Raw genomic sequence first — 18,219 nt, 5'->3', positions numbered from 1 at the left:
GCCCCGCCGACCGGATAACACCGCCGCTTGCATCTGCAGTCGACGACGGTGAACGCGGCGCTGCGGACAGCGACACCGACGTGGCCCTCCCCGGGGTCCAGGCGGACCTCGCACGACCCCACGCCGGCCACAAGCACTCGCAAGCAACAGCAGCATGGACGACTCACGCGTCGGTGGTGCTATGCAACGAACTGACACACAGAGCCTCACCACGCTGTCGGACCGCACGCTCGACGAGGAACCCGCGAGGCCGACGCACCCCTCGACGTCCGGCCGAGCACCGTCGTGACACCTCCACCGATGGCAGCAGCCTCGAACGAATCCCGCTGTCGGGCGCGCGTCGACGACGGCGACCGGTGCGAGCGCCGGGCGCGGAACGACGGCTTCTGTCGCCGGCACGGACCGAGCGACCCGACGGTGGACGCGTGCGACACGGAGCGCCAGTCCGACCGCCCGACGTCGTTCGGCGACGTCCGCGCGGCGGTCGTCGACAGCGCGACCAGCCTCGTCGGACACCCGCTCGACGACGTCGTCGCGATTACGCGCCGGGGGGACGGCTGGACGGCGACGGTCGAGGTGATCGAACGGACGCCCGTCTCCGACGCCCCGGACGTCCGAAGCCGGTACGAACTCCTGCTCGACGACGCGCCGGTCGTCACCGAGTACCGCCGACTGGGTCGTGTGCGACGGCGCGACTCGGGGCGACGAGACCGACGCTGACGCGGACGAGACGGAGAGAACACATCTGTGATCCACATGGACCCTCGAACGGGCTCTCGATCAGCCTGCATCCGCACCACGGCCGCCGGGAACAGTCGGACGCGTCCGAATCGCCGCCTGAACCGTGCTCGCGTCTCGATACGGGACCAGTTCGACGATGTCCAGTGAGACGAGCACGCAACTCGAACGGACGCTCGGGCTGAAGGAGGCGTTGATGATCGGCGTCGGAACGATGGTCGGCGCCGGAATCTTCGTCCTGCCGGGTGCTGCGACAGCACTCGCCGGCCCCGCGTCGTCAGTCGCGTTCGTCGCCAGCGGCATCATCGCGATGTTCACCGCCCTCTCGGCGAGCGAACTCGCGACGGCCATGCCGGCCTCCGGCGGCCCGTACCACTTCATCAACACCGGACTCGGACCGCTCTTCGGCGCCATCGCCGGGCTGGGCAACTGGCTCGGACTCGCGTTCGCGACGGCGTTCTACGCAGTCGGCTTCGGCAACTACGTCGCGCCACTGGCGGCGGCGCTCGAACTGAACCTCGGCGTCGTCGCGGCGGTCCCACTGAGTGGCGCCCAGATCGGCGGCGTCGCCGCTGCGAGCGCGTTCGTCGCCATCAACTACCTCAGCACCGACGGCACGGGTGACCTCCAGAACGTAATCGTCGTCGTCCTGCTGAGCGTCCTGGCCGTCTTCATCGCGCTCGGCGCGACCCAGGTGGACCTCGCGACGCTCCGACCGTTCTTCTCGGAGGGCGTCGGCGCGGTCATCCCCGCGACAGCGCTGGTGTTCGTCTCGTATCTCGGGTTCGCTCAGGTCGCGACGGTGGCCGGAGAGGTCAAACGACCGGGCAAGAACCTCCCCCGGGCCATGGTGGGCGGGGTCCTGCTCGCGACGCTCATCTACGCGTTCGCCATCGTCGTCCTGACGGGCGTCGTCCCGCTGGACCGTATCACGGGCAAGGAGACGGCGATTACCATCGGCGCCCGGGCCATCTTCGGCGCAGTCGGTCTCGGTGCCGTCGGCGTCGGACTGTTGACTTTCGGGGGGTTACTGGCGACGGCCTCGTCGGCGAACGCCTCGATGCTCTCCTCGTCCCGAATCAACTACGCGATGGGCCGCGACGGACTGGTCGACGCCCGCATCTCGAAGGTCCACGACCGGTTCAACACGCCCTACCGCTCGATACTGCTCACCGGGGGGCTCGTCCTGGTGTTCATCCTCGTGGGGAACGTCAACGCGCTCGCGAAGGCGGGGAGCGTCCTCCACCTGCTGGTGTACGGGCTGTTGAACGTCTCGCTCATCGTCTTCAAACAGACGCACGTGGCGGAGTACGACCCGAGTTTCGAGGTCCCGCTCTACCCCGTCGTCCCCGCGCTGGGCGCGACGCTGTCGTTCGCGCTCATCGGGTTCATGGAACCCCAGCAGATACTCCTCGCCGGCGGCGTAGCTGCGCTGGGCGTGCTGTGGTACCTCGGCTACGCCCGGCCCCGGGTCGAGAACGACAGCGCGCTGCACCGGTACCGTTCGTCGCCAGCGGTCGAGGCGGAAGTGGAAGTCGACTTCGGCGTCGAATCGGGCTTCGAGACGGGGCCCGGCCCCGATGGGGTGGGAACCGATGACTGACTGGCCTCCCGGTGGACCCCGACGACCCGGTCGACGCGACGCCTCGCACGGCGGTCCCGGTACCACGGTGAGAGAGTCATGATGGAACAACCGACGCTTCTCGTTCCGGTCGACGCATCGAATCCCGACGACTTGCCGCTCGAACTCGTCGAGGTCCTCCACCCGTTGCGCGTGGTCGTCCTCGGACTGTATCCCGTCCCCGACCAGACCGCTCCCGAGCAGTTGCGCGACGAGTACCGCGAGGAGGCGACGGCGGCGATGGAGCCGACGGTCCGGACGTTCGCGGAGCGCAGCGCCGCCGTCGAGTCGGTGCTCGTGTTCACCCGCGACCGGGTACAGACGACGGACCGCGTCGCGAACGACTACGACTGCGACGCCGTCCTCGTCCCGGGAGCGGTCGAGTCGCTCGACCGCGTCCTGGTGTCGCTGAAGGACGAACGGAACATGTTCCGCGTCCTCGACGTCGTCGAACTCGTCGCCGCGGCCGGCGACCCACAGGTGACGCTGTTCCACGCCGAGAGCGTCGAGCGCGGGAGCGCGGCGTCCGAACTGTACCTCCGGGGGGCGACCGACTGGCTGACCGAGCGGGGAGTCGCTCGCGAGCGTATCTCCTGGCGGGAACCGACCGAGGAGACACAGGAGAGCGACCTCACGGACCTCGCCCGGGACCACGACCTCGTGGTGATGGGCGAGTCCGACCCGGGGATTCGAGAGCGCGTGGTGGGCGAACTGCCGAGTCGCGTCCACGACCAGACCGACAGGCCCGTCCTGACCGTCCGAACGGAGCGCCAGCATGACTGACGAGACCAGCCTGACCGTCCTGGTGCCCGTCGACGTCTCGACGCAGGAACGACCGGACCCGGAGCTGCTGCAGTTGCTCGGTCCCGCGAACGTCGTCTTGGTCGGCTGGTATCCCGTCCCCGACCAGACCGCACCGGGACAGCTCCAGGCTGAACACGAGTCGGAGGCGGTCGACCGTATCGAAGCCGTCGCCGCGGACCTCCCCGACGACGGGCCGGCGGTCGACACCGTCGTGGTGTTCACCCACGACAGAGCGACGACCGTCGACCGACTGGCCGAAGACACCGCCAGCGACGTCGTCGTCGTTCCGAACGACGTGACCGTCGCAGAGCGCGTCCTCGTCCCCATCAGAGGCGACGTGAACATGGACCGCATCCTCGGGGTCGTCGGGGGACTCCTAGAGGACGACGAGGTCTCGGTCACGCTCTTTCACGCCACGGCCGAGGGTGACACCGACCCGAGTGTCGGTGAACTCCTCCTCGACAGCGCGGCCGACGCCCTCGCCGAGGACGGCATCGACCCCGACCGCATCGAGCGGCTCCACGTGACGACCGAGTCGCCGGTCGACGAGATCGTCGACGCCGCGGCGAACCACGACGTCGTCGTCATCGGCGAGACGGAGCCGTCTCTCGTCGAACGGGTGCTCGGCGACGTGCCCTCGGAGATTATCGACCGGTCCGGGCGGCCGGTGCTGGTCGTCCGGAACGTCGAGTGACCCGACACGGTACGACACGGCACGACGCGGTGCCGCCCGGTCGCCCGTGCGTCGGTCAGTTCGCCGCGCAGTTGTTCGGCCCGAGTTCTAGCTCCTCGGCCTCCTCGGTGAGGGGCTCTTCGCCCCAGTTTATCGCCTTGATGTCCTCGTAGTTCGAGGGGGTGGAGCCGAGGCTCCCGACGATGGCGTCGACGAACTCGCGCTCGTCGTCGACGGCGACGGCGTCGTTGTTGCGCTCGAGGCCGTAGAGGGTGGTCGCGAGCGGTCGGACCTCCTCGTCGCTCGCGTGGCCGGGCAGGACGAGGGTGTCGTCGGGCAGCTCCCGGAGTCGCTGGACGCTCTCGTGGAGGTCACGGGCGGCGTCGCGAGCGGCCGCCTCGTCGTCACCCTCGAGGTCCGGCCGGCCGACGCTGCGGACGAAGAGCGTGTCGCCCGACAGCAACGCGCCGTCGCTGTGGAGCGAGACGCTCCCCGGGGTGTGGCCGGGCGTGTGGAGCACCTCGAGGTCGCGGCCCCCGACGGCCACCGTCTCGCCGTCGGACAGCGGCGTGTACTCGCTCAGGTCGCCGCTGTCGGCCTCGTGGAGGTAGTAGGGGACGTCCAGTCGGTCCGCGAGGAGCGGCGCGCCGCTCACGTGGTCCGCGTGGGCGTGAGTGTCGATGGCCCCGACGAGTTCGACGTCCAGGTCGTCGGCCAGGTCGACGTACTCGTCGGTGTAGAGGCTCGGGTCGACGGCGACTGCCTCCCCACGGTCGTGCACCAGATACGAGACACAGCCCGTTCCCGGGCGAACCACCTGTGTGACGCCGGCCGCACCGTCGACGTCGAACCGCCGGTGGACCGTCCCCCAGCCCTCCATCCCGTCCGTCACCGTCCGCGCCTCGTACCCCCGGTCTCGGAGGAACTGCGCCGCTCGGGCCGACGTGATGCCGGCGACACAGACGACGGCGACTTCCTCGTCCGACGGCAGGTCGTCGGTCGCGTCGGCCAGTTCCGAGAACTCCTCGTCGAGGAGTTCGTCGTAGATGGGGACGTTGTGACTCTGCGCGATCGACCACTCCTCGTAGTCGTCCTCGTTTCGAACGTCGAGGACGAACATCTCGTGCTGTCGCTCCGCGACGGTCTCCGGGCTGACCTTGGCCGGCACGTCGACGAGACTATTGCTTGACACGTACAATACCACCGGAGACACGAGAAAAGCACTTCGGCCTGCAGTCGCCACGTGCCGGGTGGTCGTCTGCGCCGGGCCTCAGGCGTCGACGAGAGCGAACGACGGCGTCCCCCCGACCGGGCGAAGGGTCGAGGTCAGCGGGATGGCGAAGGACGTCATCATCGACGGAAACGTGCGGAAGGGCGGCTCTACTACGCCCCCGGCGGCGTGACCGAACCTCGGCCTCACGAGGGAGTGAGAACGACGGTCGAGCCGTTCTCGACTCGTCGCCAGCAGCCGTCATCTGTTCCTGGTTCGACCTGGCTCCCGGCGTCACTCCTCGTCGAGCCGCCGCTGCCACTCCTGCACCCGGCCCATCAGCTCCAGCGGCGAGGTGTCGTTGACGTCCGTCGCACGGAGTTCGTCGAGGACGGCCTCGAGTTCGGGGTCGAGGCCGCCACCGTCGCTGGCGGCTTCCCCCGTCGCGGCCGTCTCCGCCGTCGCCTCCGACCCGTCGCCCGCCGCGAACTGGCCGCTCCCGAGGTCGAACACCGCCTGCACCGGCTCCGAGCCTCCTCCTTTCGCCTCGATGGCTTTCTCCTCTCGCAGGTGGTCCAGCACCTCCGACGCTCTGTCGACGACCGGCCCGGGCACGCCCGCCAGGTTCGCGACGTGGATGCCGTACGAGCGGTCGGTCGCGCCCTCCTCGACCGTCCGCAAGAACGTCACGTCGCCGTCGCGTTCCTCGGCGGCGACGTGGACGTTCGCCACTCTCGGCAAGTGCTCCGCGAGCGACGTGAGTTCGTGGTAGTGGGTGGCGAACAGCGTCTTCGCTCGAATCTCGTTGTGCAGGTACTCCGTGGCCGCCCAGGCGATGGAGATGCCGTCGTACGTCGCCGTCCCCCGTCCCACCTCGTCGAGGACGACGAGCGACTCGTCGGTAGCAGAATGCAGGATGTTCGAGAGCTCCTGCATCTCCACCATGAACGTCGACCGACCCTGGGCGAGTTCGTCGAGCGCGCCGACACGGGTGAAGATGCCGTCGACGACACCGACTTCGGCGCTCCGGGCCGGGACGAAGCTCCCAACCTGCGCGAGGAGGGTGACGAGCGCCGCCTGCCGCATGTACGTCGACTTCCCCGACATGTTCGGGCCCGTGACGATGAGGAAGCCTCGGTTCTCGTCCATGAACAGGTCGTTCGGCACGAACTCCGTCGTCTGCTCGACGACCGGGTGCCGCCCGGCCTCGATGCTGAGGGGTCCCGGTTCGGTGAGCGTGGGTCGGGTCCAGTCCCGCCCAGCGGCGTGCGTCGCCAGCGACGCGAGCGCGTCTACCTCCGCCAGCACGCGCCCGACGCCCTGCAGCAACTCGGCCCGGTCGCCGACCCGCTCGCGGAGGTCACAGAACAGCTCGTACTCCAGGTCGGCGCGGGCCTCCTCGACGCGGAGGATCTCCCGTTCCTTCTCCTCGAGTTCGTCGGTGACGAACCGTTTCGAGTTCTTCAGCGTCTTGATCTCCCGGTAGTGCTCGGGCACTTGGTCGGCCACCGACTTCCCGACCTGGACGTAGTAGCCGTCCGTCCGGTTCCGGTCGACGGTGACGTGACTGAGGCCGTGTTCGCGCTTCTCCCGTGTGGCGAGCGAGTCGAGCCACTCCCGTATCTCGGTGTGGCGCTCGATGAGTTCGTCCAGTTCGTCGTCGTACCCGCGCTGGAAGAGTTCCCCCTGCGTCACCGTCTTCGGCGGGTCGTCGGCGAGCGCCGACTGCAACTCCCCGTGGAGGGTCCGGGCGGCCTCGCGGTCGGACCGTTCGACGACGGCGGCGAGCGGCGAGTCGGCCAGCGCCGATTCCTCGATGGACTCCGCCAGCGCGGGGAGCAGGCCGAGCGTGTCGCGAATCGCGAGCAGGTCCGACGCGTCGGCCCGCCCGCCCGCCGCCCGGGAGGCCAGCCGTTCGAGGTCGTAGGCGCCGTCGAGCGTATCGCGCAGGCGCTCGCGGGCGAGCGCGTGCGTGGCGAGCGCCTCGACACAGTCGAGACGTCGCTCGATTTCTTCCCTGTCTCGTCGGGGGCGGGTCACCCACTCGCGCAGGAGGCGACCGCCGGCGCTCGTCACCGTGTGGTCGATGGCGTCGACGAGCGACCCCGAGCGGTCGCCGTGCATCGTCTCCGTGAGTTCGAGGTTCCGCTGGGTCGTCGCGTCGAGCGTCAGGTGGTCCGCCGGTTCGTACGTCTGCAGGCGCGTCATCGACGCCGTCACGCCCGCGTTCGTCTCCGTGACGTACGCGAGGACGGCTCCCGCGGCCCTGACGGCCACCGCCTCGTCGAGACCGACGCTGTCTGTGACGTCACCGAACTGCTCGCGGAGGGCGTGCCGCGCCCGTCCGGGTGCGAACGCCTCCGTCTCGAACGTGGTGAGCGTCACCCCCTGGTCGCGGACCCGGCGGAGGAACCCGTCGTCGTTTCTGACCTCGGGGCCGGGGAGGAGTTCGACCGGGTCGAAGCGGTACACCTCCGACCCGGCTGCGTCCGCGCCCTCGACTGCCGTGACGAGGAACTGGCCGGTGGTGACGTCCGCGAACGCCAGCCCGTAGTCGTCGCCCTCGCGGACGACGCTCGCGAGGTACTGGGCGTCCTCGCGGGAGGTCTCCAGCAGCGTCCCGGGCGTGACGACGCGCGTCACCTCGCGGGCGTGGCCGTCGGCCGTCTCGTACTGGTCGGCGACGGCGACCCGGTAGCCGCGCTCGACGAGCGCCTTCAGGTAGGGCGTGAGGTCGTCGAGCGGGACGCCCGCCATCGGGTACGACGAGCCGTGAGAGGACTTCTGAGATACCTTGAGGTCCAGTTCCCGCCCGACGGTCTCGGCGTCGTCGGCGAAGAACTCGTAGAAGTCGCCGCACTGCATCGCCAGCAGGTCCGCGTCCGTCTCCTCTTTCAGCGAGAGAAACTCTCCGACGATCCCTTGCGGCATATACAGACACGTCCGGCGCTCGGTCGCTAAAACGCTGTGGGTCGCCGCCGACGCGGAGGCGGACGCGCTCAGCCCCGTCGGTACGTCCGGGCGTAGTCGAACGCCAGCGCCCGGAGGCTCGGCACGACGAGGACGCCCGTGGCGAACGTCGTCACCCCGACGAGGACGACGCCGACGAGCCCGAGCACGTCTGTGACGGCGACGACCGACTGGACGCCGACGAGGACGCCGCCCATGACGGCGGAGACGGCAGTCACGCGCAGGACGTTCGCGACTGGGAGCCGGTACGCGACTTCGGTCCGGAGGTACCACGACCGCTGGACCATCCCGACGGTGAAGGCGAGCGTCGTCGCCACCGCGGCCCCGACGAGGCCGTAGCGCGGGATGAGCACTACGTTGAGTCCGACGTTGAGCACCGCCGCGACGACCGTCGCGCGAGCGACGAGGTCCGGGCGGTCGATGCCGAGGAGGACGCGCCCGACGACGACCTGGACCGCCTCGGGCACCTTGCCCGCGACGAGCACGATCAGGACGAGCGCCGCCGCGGCGTACTCCGGACCGAACAGGATGCCGAGAATCGACTCCGCGAAGACGAGCGTCCCGAACACGGCCGGAATGACGAGCGCGACGGCGGGGAACAGGGCGTTGCTGATGAGCCGACCGACGCGCTCTCGGTCGCCGCGTGCGCTGAGCGCGCTGGCCTGTGGGAGCAGCGAGACGCCGAGCGCGTTCGGGAAGAGGAGGGTGATGGCCGCGACGCGCCAGGCCACCTCGTACGACCCGACGTCCGCCTGCGTGAGGATGAGACCGATGATGAGCACGTCCGTCCAGTTGTGTACCTGCACGCCGAGCGCCGGGATGACGTTGTACTTCGTGTACGAGAGCAGGGAGCGGACCGACACCACCGACGGCCGGGCCGGGCGGGTGTCGAGCTTGGTGACCCCCCACAGGAACGAGACGAGGCTCCCGGCGATGACGCCGTAGACGAGACCGACCGGTCCCGTGTCGAACCCGAGGACGAAGACCACGCCCAACAGGGCGTAGACGACCTGGTTCGCGAGGAACAGGACGGCCGTCTCGCCGACGCGGAGTTCCCCGCGCAGGGTCGTCGTCGCGATGGTCGCCAGCTGAGACGCGCCGACGGTGAGTATCAGCAGGCCGGCGACCGGTTCGCCCACGTAGCTGTTCACGGGGCCGCGGAACGCGAGGACGAGCACCGTCACGCCGAGGAAGCCGACGAACTTCAGGACGATTCCGCTCCCGAGCATCGTCTCCCGGGACGACCCCTCGCTGAGCCGTTTCTCGATAGCGGTGTTCAGCCCGAGGTCGATGCCGGACTCGAGCACGCGAAAGAGCGCCTGGAAGAGGAAGAACGCGCCGATGCCCGCCGGTCCGAGTTCGCGGGCGAACACGGTGACGGCGAGGAAGCCGATACCCGCGTTCGCCACGTTCACGGCGAACAGCTTCGAACTCGAACGGGTGACGCTCATCGGGGACGTGTGCCCGATGCTTGCCGGGTGGAATAAACACACCGTCTCGCGGGTTCCCGACGAGCGCCTCGTCGTCCCCCGGTTCTCGTCCGGGCGTCGCTGTGTGGGCCCCGTCCGCACGGACAACGCTCTTGCGCGTGCGTCCCCCATCGGCGAGTATGAGCACCGACGCGGACGCCGACGCGGACGCCGAGACGCCGACCATCACCGTCTACTCCGACTACGTCTGTCCGTTCTGTTACCTGGGCCGGGAGTCGCTCCGCCAGTACCAACAGACCCGCGAGGACGAGTTGAAGATCGACTGGCACCCGTTCGACCTCCGCGGACAGCAGCGGCGGCCCGACGGCACCATCGACCACTCCGTCGACGACGGGAAGGACGAGGAGTACTTCGAGCAGGCCAAGGAGAACGTCCGCCGCCTACAGGAGGAGTACGACGTCGAGATGACGCTGGAGGTCGCCACCGACGTCGACTCTCTCCCGGCACAGATTGCGTCGTACTACGTGAAGGAACACTACCCCTACGAGACGTGGCTCGATTTCGACGGCGCGGTGTTCGAGGCGCTCTGGACCGAGGGGAGAGACATCGGCGACACCGAGGTGCTCGTCGAACTCGCCGCCGAGGCGGGCGTCGACGGCGACGAGGTCCGGTCGGCGCTCGACGACGAGGAACTCGGAGAAGCGGTCCGCGAGCGGTTCACCGCGGCCCAGCGCCACGGCGTCACCGGCGTCCCGACGTTCGCGTACGAGGGCTACGCCGCCCGCGGTGCCGTGCCGCCGGAGCACCTCGAACGGCTGGTTGAGAGCGTCTAGACGCTCACCGGGGCGTCTCGGTCCCCCACTTCTCCACCGCGACGGCGAGTTCGGGGTGGTCCGACGCGTACTCCTCTAAGGGGACGCCGGCGACGGCCGCGTCCGTCGCCTGTCGGAGCGCCTTCGCGCCGTCGTGAGTCCCGCCGGGGTGACCGTGGATGCCGCCACCGGCCTGAATGCACACGTTCGTCCCCACCCGCGAGACGAGTTCGGGGACGAGACCCGGGTGGAGACCCCCGGAGGCCACCGGGAGGACGTCGCGCAGGCCGTGCAGGTCCGAGTAGAGCCACTCGTTGATGCCGACGGTGTCCTCGTTGGCGAGTTTCCCCAGGTCGGCCGTCCCGGTGTGAATCTGGTCGACGCCGCACAGCCGGGAGATCTGAGCGATGACGCGCATCGACACGCCGTGGTCCTCGATGCGGTCGAAGGCGGCGTGCATCGCACGGTGGGCGTGGATGGCGATGCCGTGTTTCTCGCAGGCGTCGCGGACGGTCTGGACCGCCCCCCACCCGGTCGTCACCACGTCCACCATCACGTACTCACACCCCTCCTCGGCCGCGCGGTCGACGCGCTCGAGCATGTCGTGGGTCGGGCCCGTGACGTTGACGAGGTAGGACTTCGGCTCGCCCGTCTCCGCTTCGGCCTCGTCCCGCGCCGACAGCGACTCCGTCAGGCGGTCGTCGAAGGGGTTGAACGACTGGTCCGTGAGGTTCTCGTCGTCCTTCAGGAGGTCGACGCCACCGAGCCACGCCTCCCGACCGACGCGGACGTGTTCGTGCGTGGGCAGACCGACCTTCGGCTTCGGCACCGTCGCGAGAATCGGGCGCTCGCCCGCGTCGAAGATATCCTGTCGGACCGCGGACCCGAACTGCGGCCCCGCGAAGGACGTCGTGAGCCCCGCCGGCCACGTGCAGTCGAGGAGCCGGATTCGGTCGACGGCCTTCATCCCCATGATGTTCCCCGCGATGCACGAGAGCACCTGCGGCATGTTCCCCGGGTCGAACAGTTCCTCGGGGTAGGCGACGGTCACCCGGGAGCCGTCGATGGCACACGCGGTGGCGCTCAGGTCGACGAACTCGTCGACGTGGAGTTCCGCCCACGTCCCGTTCGAACTCTCCGAGGCCACCCGCGAGGCGGCGGCCTCCACGTCCATGTCGGCCGCCGGTTCGACGTGAAACTCACAGACGAGGTCGGTGTCGGACGGCTCGTAAGAGAGGTCGAGGAAGTCCTCGTACGTGATGCCCGTCATGTGTCCTCTTGCAGCACGACGCAGTAAATACCTGCCGGTAAAGTGACAGTTTTCGCGGGAATCGGCCGTTCAGTCTGCCGGTTTCTCTTCATCTTCCGCTTCGACCACCCGCGCGATGTCGGCGATGGAGTCGACGACGTAGTCGGGTTCGATTGCCGAGTCGGCGAGCGTCTCGTCGTCGGTCACCCCGGTCCGGACGAGGACGGTGGTCGTTCCGACCCGTTCGCCCATCTCGATGTCCGTGTCGAGGCGGTCACCGACGAGGAGGCACTCGTCGCTCGCGACCCCGAGTCTGTCGAGCGCGAACCGGGCGGCGACTTCGGAGGGTTTCCCGGCGACGACGTCGGGCCCCCGACCGGTCATCCCCTCGACGGCCCCGACGACGAGTCCCGCACTGGGGAGGATGCCGTCCGTGCCGGGCTTGGTGCGGTCGGGGTTCGTCGCGACGATGGGCGTGTCGGCGTCGACGGCGCGGAGCACGCGGGTGAAGAGGTCGTAGTCGAGGCCAGTGTCGAGCGAGAGGACGACGACGTCCGTCGCCGCGGGGTCGTCGGTGAGCGCGAGGCCCGACGCGGAGAGCACCTCCTTCAGGTCGGGCTCGCCGACGACGAACAGGGTCTCCCCGTCGTGCTCACGGTGGAGGTAGTCGGCGGTGACGACGCCCGCAGTGACGACGTCGGTTGGCTCGGCGTCGATGTCCATCCCGGCGAGTTTCCGGACGTAGTTCTCGGGTGACTTCGTCGGGTTGTTGGTGAGGAACTGGACGGCGACGCCGGCGTCGCGGAGCGTCTCGATGGCCGCCGCCGCGCCCTCGATGGGCGTGTCACCGCGGTACAGCGTCCCGTCCATGTCGACGAGCGCACCTGCGAATCTCGACTGCATGGGACGAGGTATGGCGGCGGGCACATTACGTGTGGGGGCCGCGGCACCGTCTCCGCACGGACGTCGCCGACCCAGCGGTCACCGGGCGACGGTCGTCAGTCGCGCTGGTTCGTGAACGGGTACATCGAGGCCGTCCGCCGCGCCACCGTCGCGAGGCGGAGGATGTACGCGGCCAGGAGGAGGATGGGCGCGAAGCCGACCGTCACGACCGTCGGGATGACGAGGCGCAGCGTCGCGGGCGAGACGGCCGCCCCGCTGGGGGCGGTGAACAGGAGCATCAGGAGCACCGTCCCGACCTGTGTCGGCAGGCCGATGACGAGCAGCGTCCGCGACAGCGCGGCGAGTTCGGACTGGATGAAGACGGTCTTGAACACCCGCCTGGCGACGTCGACCTGTTCGAGACTCTCGACGAGGTCGTCGAGCGCCTCGAGCGCGTCGTCGGAGAGCGCGTCGGCGTACTCCGCTCTGAGTCGCCACGCCCCGTGGACGTACCGTTCGTACTCCGCGTTCAGCGTGGCGAACAGCGCGTAGTTGATGCCGGTGTTCGGCCGGTTGAGGAGCGCGATGACGTACTCGACGTGGTCGTCGAGCCCCGCGACGAGGTCCTCCACCTCGGCGACGAGTCGCCGCAGTTCCGGCGACGCGGTTTCGCCGACGGACAGTTCGCCCGCGAGGAGGTCGCCTCGGCGGTCGATGGTGCGGAACAGCTGGAGCACGAACGTCGACGGGTCGATGGGGACGACGTCCTGTCGGGTCGTCGCACCGACCTCGCGCCGGTACTGGACCGTCTCGTCGATTTTCTGGCGTATCTCGCCCGGCGATTCGAGGTGTCGGCCGAGGACGAACTGACTGATGGAGATGACGATGGTGATGAGCGTGAAGTTCCCGCTGATGAGCGCGAACAGGAGGTAGAGGATGGGCGTCTCCTCCTGGAGGGGAGCCAGGCCCGTCGCGACGGCGACCCAGACCGTCGCGGACACCACGAGCAGGCCGAAGCCGGTGACGACGAGGCGACTCCCGCTGAGGAGGAACCACTCCGTCGGCTCGTACTTGAGGACGTGCCACTCGACGGCGAACGCGAACCGGGCGTCGTCCCAGCGGGTCGCCATGCGCCTACAGGGTCGCGTCGTGACGCGGAAAGCGGTGTCGGTCGCTGCACGGAGAGCGCGCCGACGAGGCCGTGGCCGTCGACGCGTCGGTTCTCGCCTACTGGTCGGGCGTCAACTCGCCGTTGGTCCACTCGCTCCCGTCGCCCGGGGGGTTCTCCTCCGGCCCGTGGACCCCGTCGTGTTCGCGGCCCCGGCTCGCCGCCTCCGGAACCGTGTCGAGACGGACGCCGTGTGCGCCCTCCCGTTCGGCGGCGCTCGGCGAGACGCGGACGAACTCGGCGTTCGCACGCGCCGCCGCGAGCGTGTGGCCGCCACAGTACGACACGCCCGAGCGGACGCCCCAGAGGAACTCGGTCGTCTTCGGTTCGAGCGCCCCGGTGTACGGGGTCAGCCCCTCGACACCTTCGTCGGCCCCCGGACCATTCCCCTCCTTGTCGCTGCGAGCCTCGTTCGCGGCCGTGGTCGACATGCCGCGCGTGCGCTTGTACTGCTGGCCGTCGACCGTGACGACCTCACCGGGCGCCTCGTCGGTGCCGGCGAAGAAACTCCCCAGCATGACGGCGTCCGCTCCCGCCACGAGCGCCTTCACCGCGTCGCCCGAGGTGCGGATGCCGCCGTCGGCGACGATGCTGACGTCGAGGTCCCCGGCAGCCCCGGCGCAGTCGTCGACGGCCGTCAACTGCGGCATCCCGGCGCCCGTCACCTCCCGCGTGGTACAGTGCGACCCGGGTCCGACACCGACCTTCACGGCGTCCGCCCCCGCGGCGGCGAGGTCTTCGACCCCCGCCGGGGTGACGACGTTACCGGCGACGAGGTCGACGGCGAAGGCGTCGTCGAGTTCCGCGACGGCGTCGAGACACCGCTCCATGTGACCGTGAGCGACGTCGACGACGACCACGTCGGCACCGGCGTCGACCACCGCCGCCGTGCGCGCGAGGTAGTCCTCGTCGATGCCGACGGCCGCGCCGACCTGTGCGCCCGCCTCGCTCGCGCGACGCACCGCGTCGGCCTGCTCGTCGACGGTCAGAAAGCGGTGGACGACGCCGAGTCCGCCGACGGCGTCGAGGGCAACCGCCGTCTCCGTCTCGGTGACCGTGTCCATCGGCGCCGAGAGCACCGGTGCTTCGAGTTCGACGTCGGGCGTGAGCCGTGTCGTCAGGTCGACGTCGCTCCGACTGTCGACCGGCGACCGCTTCGGCACGACCAGTACGTCGCCGTACGAGAGTCCCTCTCTGATATCCATCTGTGACCTCGAAAGTCCAGGGTGCTCGCAGATATATATCTGTTGGAACGACGGACGGTATCAGACACGACACCGACGCTCGAATCGTCCGACTCGACGATACTGTATCGAAAACTAGCCACAGCAGGGGTTTCAACTTTGAAAATCGGCGGCGAGGACTTATGAGTCTCTTCACGGTTGGGGGCGTATGTTCGATGCACTGCGAGGGTGGATCTCGTCCCTCGGGGGGCGTCATCCCGACGTCGAGGCGGACGGGGGGACACCGATGGACGAGGAGGGGTCAGTCGCCGCGAGAGCCCGCGAGTTCGAACTCGCACAGCTGCTCGACGGCGTCGGTGCGCCGCTGTTCGCGCTCGACGCGGAGGGGCGTGTCGTCGTCTGGAACTCGGCGATCGAAGAACTCACCGGCGTCCCCGCCGGCGACGCGGTCGGCATCAGCCACGTGAGCGAGGCGTTCTACCCGGACGGACGCCGGGCACAGACGCTCGCCGACAAGGTCCTCGAACACCCCGATGACGCCGACCGCGTGTTCGAACTCGACCGGATGGAGACGGACTCGCGTCTCTACACCGACTCCAGCGTCATGACCGACCGGCACGGCGTCGACCGTCACATCAGCTTCAACGCGATGCCGCTGTACGACGGGGACGAACTCGCCGGCGTGGTCGAAGTCGTCCACGACCGGACCACCGAGGTCGAAGAGAGCCAGCAGACACAGGCACTCGTCGACGAACTCGGCCGCACCATCCGCTCTGTCGGCGACGGGAACCTCGCCGACCGCGCGTCGTTCGTCGACGAGAAGGGCGTCCTCTCCGACGACCTGCTCGTCGTCCTCGACGAGTTCAACGGGATGGCCGAGCGGTTCGAGACGCTCACCGCGGAGGTCGACCAGACGGCACGGACGCTGAGCGACGCCATCGAACGCGCGGCGGACGCCGCGGGTGACATCGAGTCACAGGTCCACGGCCAGAACGAACTCCTCGAACGGGGTGCCGACGAGATGCAGGATCTCTCGGCGTCGATGGAGGAGATCGCCGCCACCTCGGACGAGGTCGCCTCGGCGGCAGAGCAGGTCCGCACGGCGGCCGAGGAGGGGCAGCACGCCGGGCAGAGCGTCCGTGCGGCCACCGACAACGTCATCGGCATCTCCGACGAACTCCTCGCGAGTGTCTCGGAGCTCCAGAACCGGATGGGTGCCATCGAGGAGGTGGTCGAGGTCATCGCCGAGGTGGCCGACCGCACCAACCTCCTCGCGCTGAACGCCAACATCGAGGCCGCACGCGCCGGCAAGGCCGGCGACGGCTTCTCCGTCGTCGCGGACGAGGTGAAGCAACTGGCGAACCAGACCCACGAACACACCGAGGAGATCGCGACGAGTATCGAGAAGCTGCAGGCACAGGCCGACAGGACGGTCGATGCGAGCGAGGCCTCCCACGAACAGGTCGAAGTCGCCTCGGGCGAAATCGAGGACGTCCTCGAGTCGCTCGAGGACATCGTCGAGGCGGCCGACGCCGCGGCGAACGGCGTCCAGGAGGTCGCCCGCGCGACCGACGGTCAGGCGACGAACATCGAGGAGGTGACGACCACCATCCAGACCATCCGGGAGCGTGCCCACGAGACGGAGGCGGCGAGCGGCGACATCACCGACGCGACGGACCACCAGTCGGTCGCCATCGACGAACTCCAGCAGCAGGTCGACGAACTCTGCGGTCGAGCCGTCTCGTCGATGGATACGGCCGCCGCCGACGGTGCGGTGGCGCGCTCCGACGGCGGTCGTCGGCGCGCCGGGTCGTCGAACTCCCGGTCGACGTCGAGATCGAGGCCGAGGTCGGACTCGGACACGGCGTTCGACGTCGACCGCTGACCGCCGCGGACGCGACGGCCCTGCCCGCGAGTTGATGTGTCGGGCGTCCTCACCGACGGTATGCACGACGACGCGGCGCGGTGGAACCGCCGCCGACTACTCGGCGCCGTCGGGGCCGGGGTGACGACTCTCCTCACGGGGTGTGCCGACACCGACGGGCGGTCCGCCGTCGACGTCACCGGCGAGTCTCCCTGCGTCGACGGGGTGACGGTCACCGAGGAAGCGGTCCGCATCGCGACTGGGGAGGTCCCCGAAGTTCGGCTCCGTCTCCGCAACGCGGGCGGCACACCTGTCGACTACGAGGTTCGGGTCGTGTTCCTCCAGGGGACGTCGCTGGGAATCGACGCCCGGACCGGCCGGGCCGTCGTCTCGGGAACGCTCGCTCCCGGCGAGACGACGGTCGAAGTCGTGACCGACGACGCCCGCGACGTCCGGAACACCGACACGTACGACCTCGACGTCTCGGCCGCGTGCACCGCGTCGTGAGGTCGACAGTGCCCGCCCGGTCAGCCCAGTCCGCCTGGTCAGCCCAGTCCGCCCGGTCAGCCCGCTTTCGCGTGCCCGGTCCCCGTCGCCCTCAGTCGCTCACCGCACAGCCACCCGAGTACTCGACGTCCGCGATGCTCTCGATGGGGTCGTCGCCGCAGACGGGGCAGTCGGGGTTCCGCTGGTAGGGGACGGTTTCGAACGTCATGTCCATCGCGTCGTAGAAGAGGAGTCTCCCGTCCAACGTCTCGCCCGCTTCGAGCAGGAGTTTCACCGCCTCGGTGGCCTGGATGCACCCGACCGTCCCGGGGAGCACGCCGAGGACCCCGGTCGTCGCACAGTCCGGGACGGTGCCCGGTTCGGGCGCTTCCGGGAAGAGACACCGGTAACACGGGCCACCGGGGCGGATGGTCGTCACCTGCCCCTCGAACTTGTAGATGGCCCCGTGCGCCAGCGGCGTCTCGCTGAGCTGACAGTAGTCGTTCAGGAGGTAGCGCGTCGGGAAGTTGTCCGAGGCGTCGACGACGAGGTCGTACTCGTCGACGACTCCGACTTCGGACCGGTCGAGTCGGGTCTCGTACGTCTCCACGTCGACGTCCGGGTTGAGCCGTTCGACGAACGCCCGGGCGCTCTCGGCCTTCGGGACGCCGACGTCCGCGTCGGCGTGGATGACCTGCCGCTGGAGGTTCGACCGCTCGACCACGTCGTCGTCGACGACGCCGAGGCGGCCGACGCCGGCCGCGGCGAGGTACTGGACGACCGGCGACCCGAGCCCACCGGCACCGACGACGAGGGCACTGCCGTCGAGCAGGCGCTTCTGTCCCTCCGGTCCGACCTCGTCCATGATGATGTGTCTCGAGTACCGGTCGAGCTGTGTCGCGTCCAGAGAGAGACTCATGCTGCCGGATTGGCGACGCACGCGTATAAGTCTCGGTTCCCGTCCGCGCCACGCCCTCTGCAGTACGCCCGTCAGAACAGCGCCGTGGCGACGAGGACCCGCAGCAGGCTCGCGACGGCGTGGGCCACGACGGCCGCGGCGAGGTCGTACCGCCAGTAGAGGTAGCCGAAGAGGACGCCGCCGACGAACGGGCCGCCGACGACGGCGGC

Annotated in this window: 15 protein-coding genes; 7 read left to right on the top strand and 8 right to left on the bottom strand. The window is 69.3% G+C overall.

All coding sequences use genetic code 11. The annotated features are described in order from the left end of the window. Positions 1-300: 300 nt before the first annotated feature. From gvpO to ACESK5_RS10485, 4 genes are all read left to right on the top strand, one after another. Positions 301-720: a gas vesicle protein GvpO gene (gvpO, locus tag ACESK5_RS10500; protein WP_372911518.1), complete on the top strand. Its 420-nt coding sequence runs from the start codon at positions 301-303 to the stop codon at positions 718-720. Positions 721-877: 157 nt separating this feature from the next. Further along, positions 878-2,341, top strand: coding sequence for an APC family permease (locus tag ACESK5_RS10495; protein WP_372911517.1), 1,464 nt, complete (start codon positions 878-880; stop codon positions 2,339-2,341). 78 nt (positions 2,342-2,419) lie between these two features. Continuing rightward, positions 2,420-3,142 carry a universal stress protein UspA gene (locus ACESK5_RS10490; protein ID WP_372911516.1) on the top strand — a complete coding sequence of 241 codons (723 nt, stop codon included), beginning with the start codon at positions 2,420-2,422 and terminating at the stop codon, positions 3,140-3,142. Then, positions 3,135-3,857, top strand: coding sequence for a universal stress protein (locus ACESK5_RS10485; RefSeq protein WP_372911515.1), 723 nt, complete (start codon positions 3,135-3,137; stop codon positions 3,855-3,857). Before ACESK5_RS10490 ends, ACESK5_RS10485 begins: the two co-directional genes overlap by 8 nt. Before the next feature lie 55 nt (positions 3,858-3,912). On the opposite strand, the gene ACESK5_RS10480 is transcribed toward ACESK5_RS10485, so the two are convergent. The 3 genes from ACESK5_RS10480 to ACESK5_RS10470 form a co-directional block, all read right to left on the bottom strand. Continuing rightward, positions 3,913-5,028, bottom strand: a complete 1,116-nt coding sequence (locus ACESK5_RS10480; protein WP_372911514.1) for an MBL fold metallo-hydrolase — start codon at positions 5,026-5,028, stop codon at positions 3,913-3,915. A 312-nt stretch (positions 5,029-5,340) separates the two neighbouring features. Next, a complete protein-coding gene (mutS, locus tag ACESK5_RS10475) occupies positions 5,341-7,977 on the bottom strand; it encodes a DNA mismatch repair protein MutS (RefSeq protein WP_372911513.1) in 2,637 nt (878 codons plus the stop codon). Between the two features lie 68 nt (positions 7,978-8,045). After that, a complete protein-coding gene (locus ACESK5_RS10470; protein WP_372911512.1) occupies positions 8,046-9,467 on the bottom strand; it encodes a flippase in 1,422 nt (473 codons plus the stop codon). Positions 9,468-9,625: 158 nt separating this feature from the next. Between ACESK5_RS10470 and ACESK5_RS10465 the strand changes: the two genes are divergently transcribed. Continuing rightward, positions 9,626-10,279: a DsbA family protein gene (locus tag ACESK5_RS10465; RefSeq protein WP_372911511.1), complete on the top strand. Its 654-nt coding sequence runs from the start codon at positions 9,626-9,628 to the stop codon at positions 10,277-10,279. Between the two features lie 4 nt (positions 10,280-10,283). Here the strand turns inward: ACESK5_RS10465 and rbcL are convergent, their stop codons facing one another. The 4 genes from rbcL to ACESK5_RS10445 all read right to left on the bottom strand — a co-directional run bounded on the left by rbcL (position 10,284) and on the right by ACESK5_RS10445 (position 14,762). Further along, positions 10,284-11,528, bottom strand: a complete 1,245-nt coding sequence (rbcL, locus tag ACESK5_RS10460; RefSeq protein ID WP_372911510.1) for a type III ribulose-bisphosphate carboxylase — start codon at positions 11,526-11,528, stop codon at positions 10,284-10,286. Between the two features lie 69 nt (positions 11,529-11,597). Continuing rightward, the gene (locus ACESK5_RS10455; RefSeq protein WP_372911509.1) at positions 11,598-12,410 is read right to left on the bottom strand and encodes an HAD-IIA family hydrolase; all 813 of its coding nucleotides are present in this window, start codon (positions 12,408-12,410) and stop codon (positions 11,598-11,600) included. Positions 12,411-12,505: 95 nt separating this feature from the next. Then, positions 12,506-13,519, bottom strand: a complete 1,014-nt coding sequence (locus ACESK5_RS10450; RefSeq protein WP_372911508.1) for a hypothetical protein — start codon at positions 13,517-13,519, stop codon at positions 12,506-12,508. 97 nt (positions 13,520-13,616) lie between these two features. Next, positions 13,617-14,762, bottom strand: a complete 1,146-nt coding sequence (locus ACESK5_RS10445) for a guanosine monophosphate reductase (RefSeq protein WP_372911507.1) — start codon at positions 14,760-14,762, stop codon at positions 13,617-13,619. Between the two features lie 187 nt (positions 14,763-14,949). On the opposite strand from ACESK5_RS10445, the gene ACESK5_RS10440 reads away from it, so the two are divergent. Next, positions 14,950-16,626: a methyl-accepting chemotaxis protein gene (locus ACESK5_RS10440; protein ID WP_372911506.1), complete on the top strand. Its 1,677-nt coding sequence runs from the start codon at positions 14,950-14,952 to the stop codon at positions 16,624-16,626. Between the two features lie 60 nt (positions 16,627-16,686). After that, positions 16,687-17,112: a hypothetical protein gene (locus ACESK5_RS10435; RefSeq protein WP_372911505.1), complete on the top strand. Its 426-nt coding sequence runs from the start codon at positions 16,687-16,689 to the stop codon at positions 17,110-17,112. 91 nt (positions 17,113-17,203) lie between these two features. Here ACESK5_RS10435 and ACESK5_RS10430 read toward each other — a convergent pair whose 3' ends face one another. After that, positions 17,204-18,010 carry a ThiF family adenylyltransferase gene (locus ACESK5_RS10430; RefSeq protein ID WP_372911504.1) on the bottom strand — a complete coding sequence of 269 codons (807 nt, stop codon included), beginning with the start codon at positions 18,008-18,010 and terminating at the stop codon, positions 17,204-17,206. Positions 18,011-18,219 lie beyond the last annotated feature (209 nt).

Origin of the sequence: Salinigranum sp., from assembly GCF_041641895.1 — an archaeon.
Classification (GTDB): domain Archaea; phylum Halobacteriota; class Halobacteria; order Halobacteriales; family Haloferacaceae; genus Salinigranum.
The sequence above is the reverse complement of the archived record's forward strand: the minus strand, read 5'-3'. Positions and strand labels throughout refer to the sequence as shown.

Bases quoted from the DNA above. Each gene is read 5' to 3' on its own strand.
- gvpO (WP_372911518.1), top strand. From the start codon at position 301: ATGGCAGCAGCCTCGAACGAATCCCGCTGTCGGGCGCGCGTCGACGAC.
- ACESK5_RS10435 (WP_372911505.1), top strand. From the start codon at position 16,687: ATGCACGACGACGCGGCGCGGTGGAACCGCCGCCGACTACTCGGCGCC.
- ACESK5_RS10495 (WP_372911517.1), top strand. From the start codon at position 878: ATGTCCAGTGAGACGAGCACGCAACTCGAACGGACGCTCGGGCTGAAG.
- ACESK5_RS10465 (WP_372911511.1), top strand. From the start codon at position 9,626: ATGAGCACCGACGCGGACGCCGACGCGGACGCCGAGACGCCGACCATC.
- ACESK5_RS10445 (WP_372911507.1), bottom strand. From the start codon at position 14,762: ATGGATATCAGAGAGGGACTCTCGTACGGCGACGTACTGGTCGTGCCG.
- ACESK5_RS10450 (WP_372911508.1), bottom strand. From the start codon at position 13,519: ATGGCGACCCGCTGGGACGACGCCCGGTTCGCGTTCGCCGTCGAGTGG.
- ACESK5_RS10430 (WP_372911504.1), bottom strand. From the start codon at position 18,010: ATGAGTCTCTCTCTGGACGCGACACAGCTCGACCGGTACTCGAGACAC.
- rbcL (WP_372911510.1), bottom strand. From the start codon at position 11,528: ATGACGGGCATCACGTACGAGGACTTCCTCGACCTCTCTTACGAGCCG.
- mutS (WP_372911513.1), bottom strand. From the start codon at position 7,977: ATGCCGCAAGGGATCGTCGGAGAGTTTCTCTCGCTGAAAGAGGAGACG.
- ACESK5_RS10440 (WP_372911506.1), top strand. From the start codon at position 14,950: ATGTTCGATGCACTGCGAGGGTGGATCTCGTCCCTCGGGGGGCGTCAT.
- ACESK5_RS10455 (WP_372911509.1), bottom strand. From the start codon at position 12,410: ATGCAGTCGAGATTCGCAGGTGCGCTCGTCGACATGGACGGGACGCTG.
- ACESK5_RS10490 (WP_372911516.1), top strand. From the start codon at position 2,420: ATGATGGAACAACCGACGCTTCTCGTTCCGGTCGACGCATCGAATCCC.
- ACESK5_RS10485 (WP_372911515.1), top strand. From the start codon at position 3,135: ATGACTGACGAGACCAGCCTGACCGTCCTGGTGCCCGTCGACGTCTCG.
- ACESK5_RS10470 (WP_372911512.1), bottom strand. From the start codon at position 9,467: ATGAGCGTCACCCGTTCGAGTTCGAAGCTGTTCGCCGTGAACGTGGCG.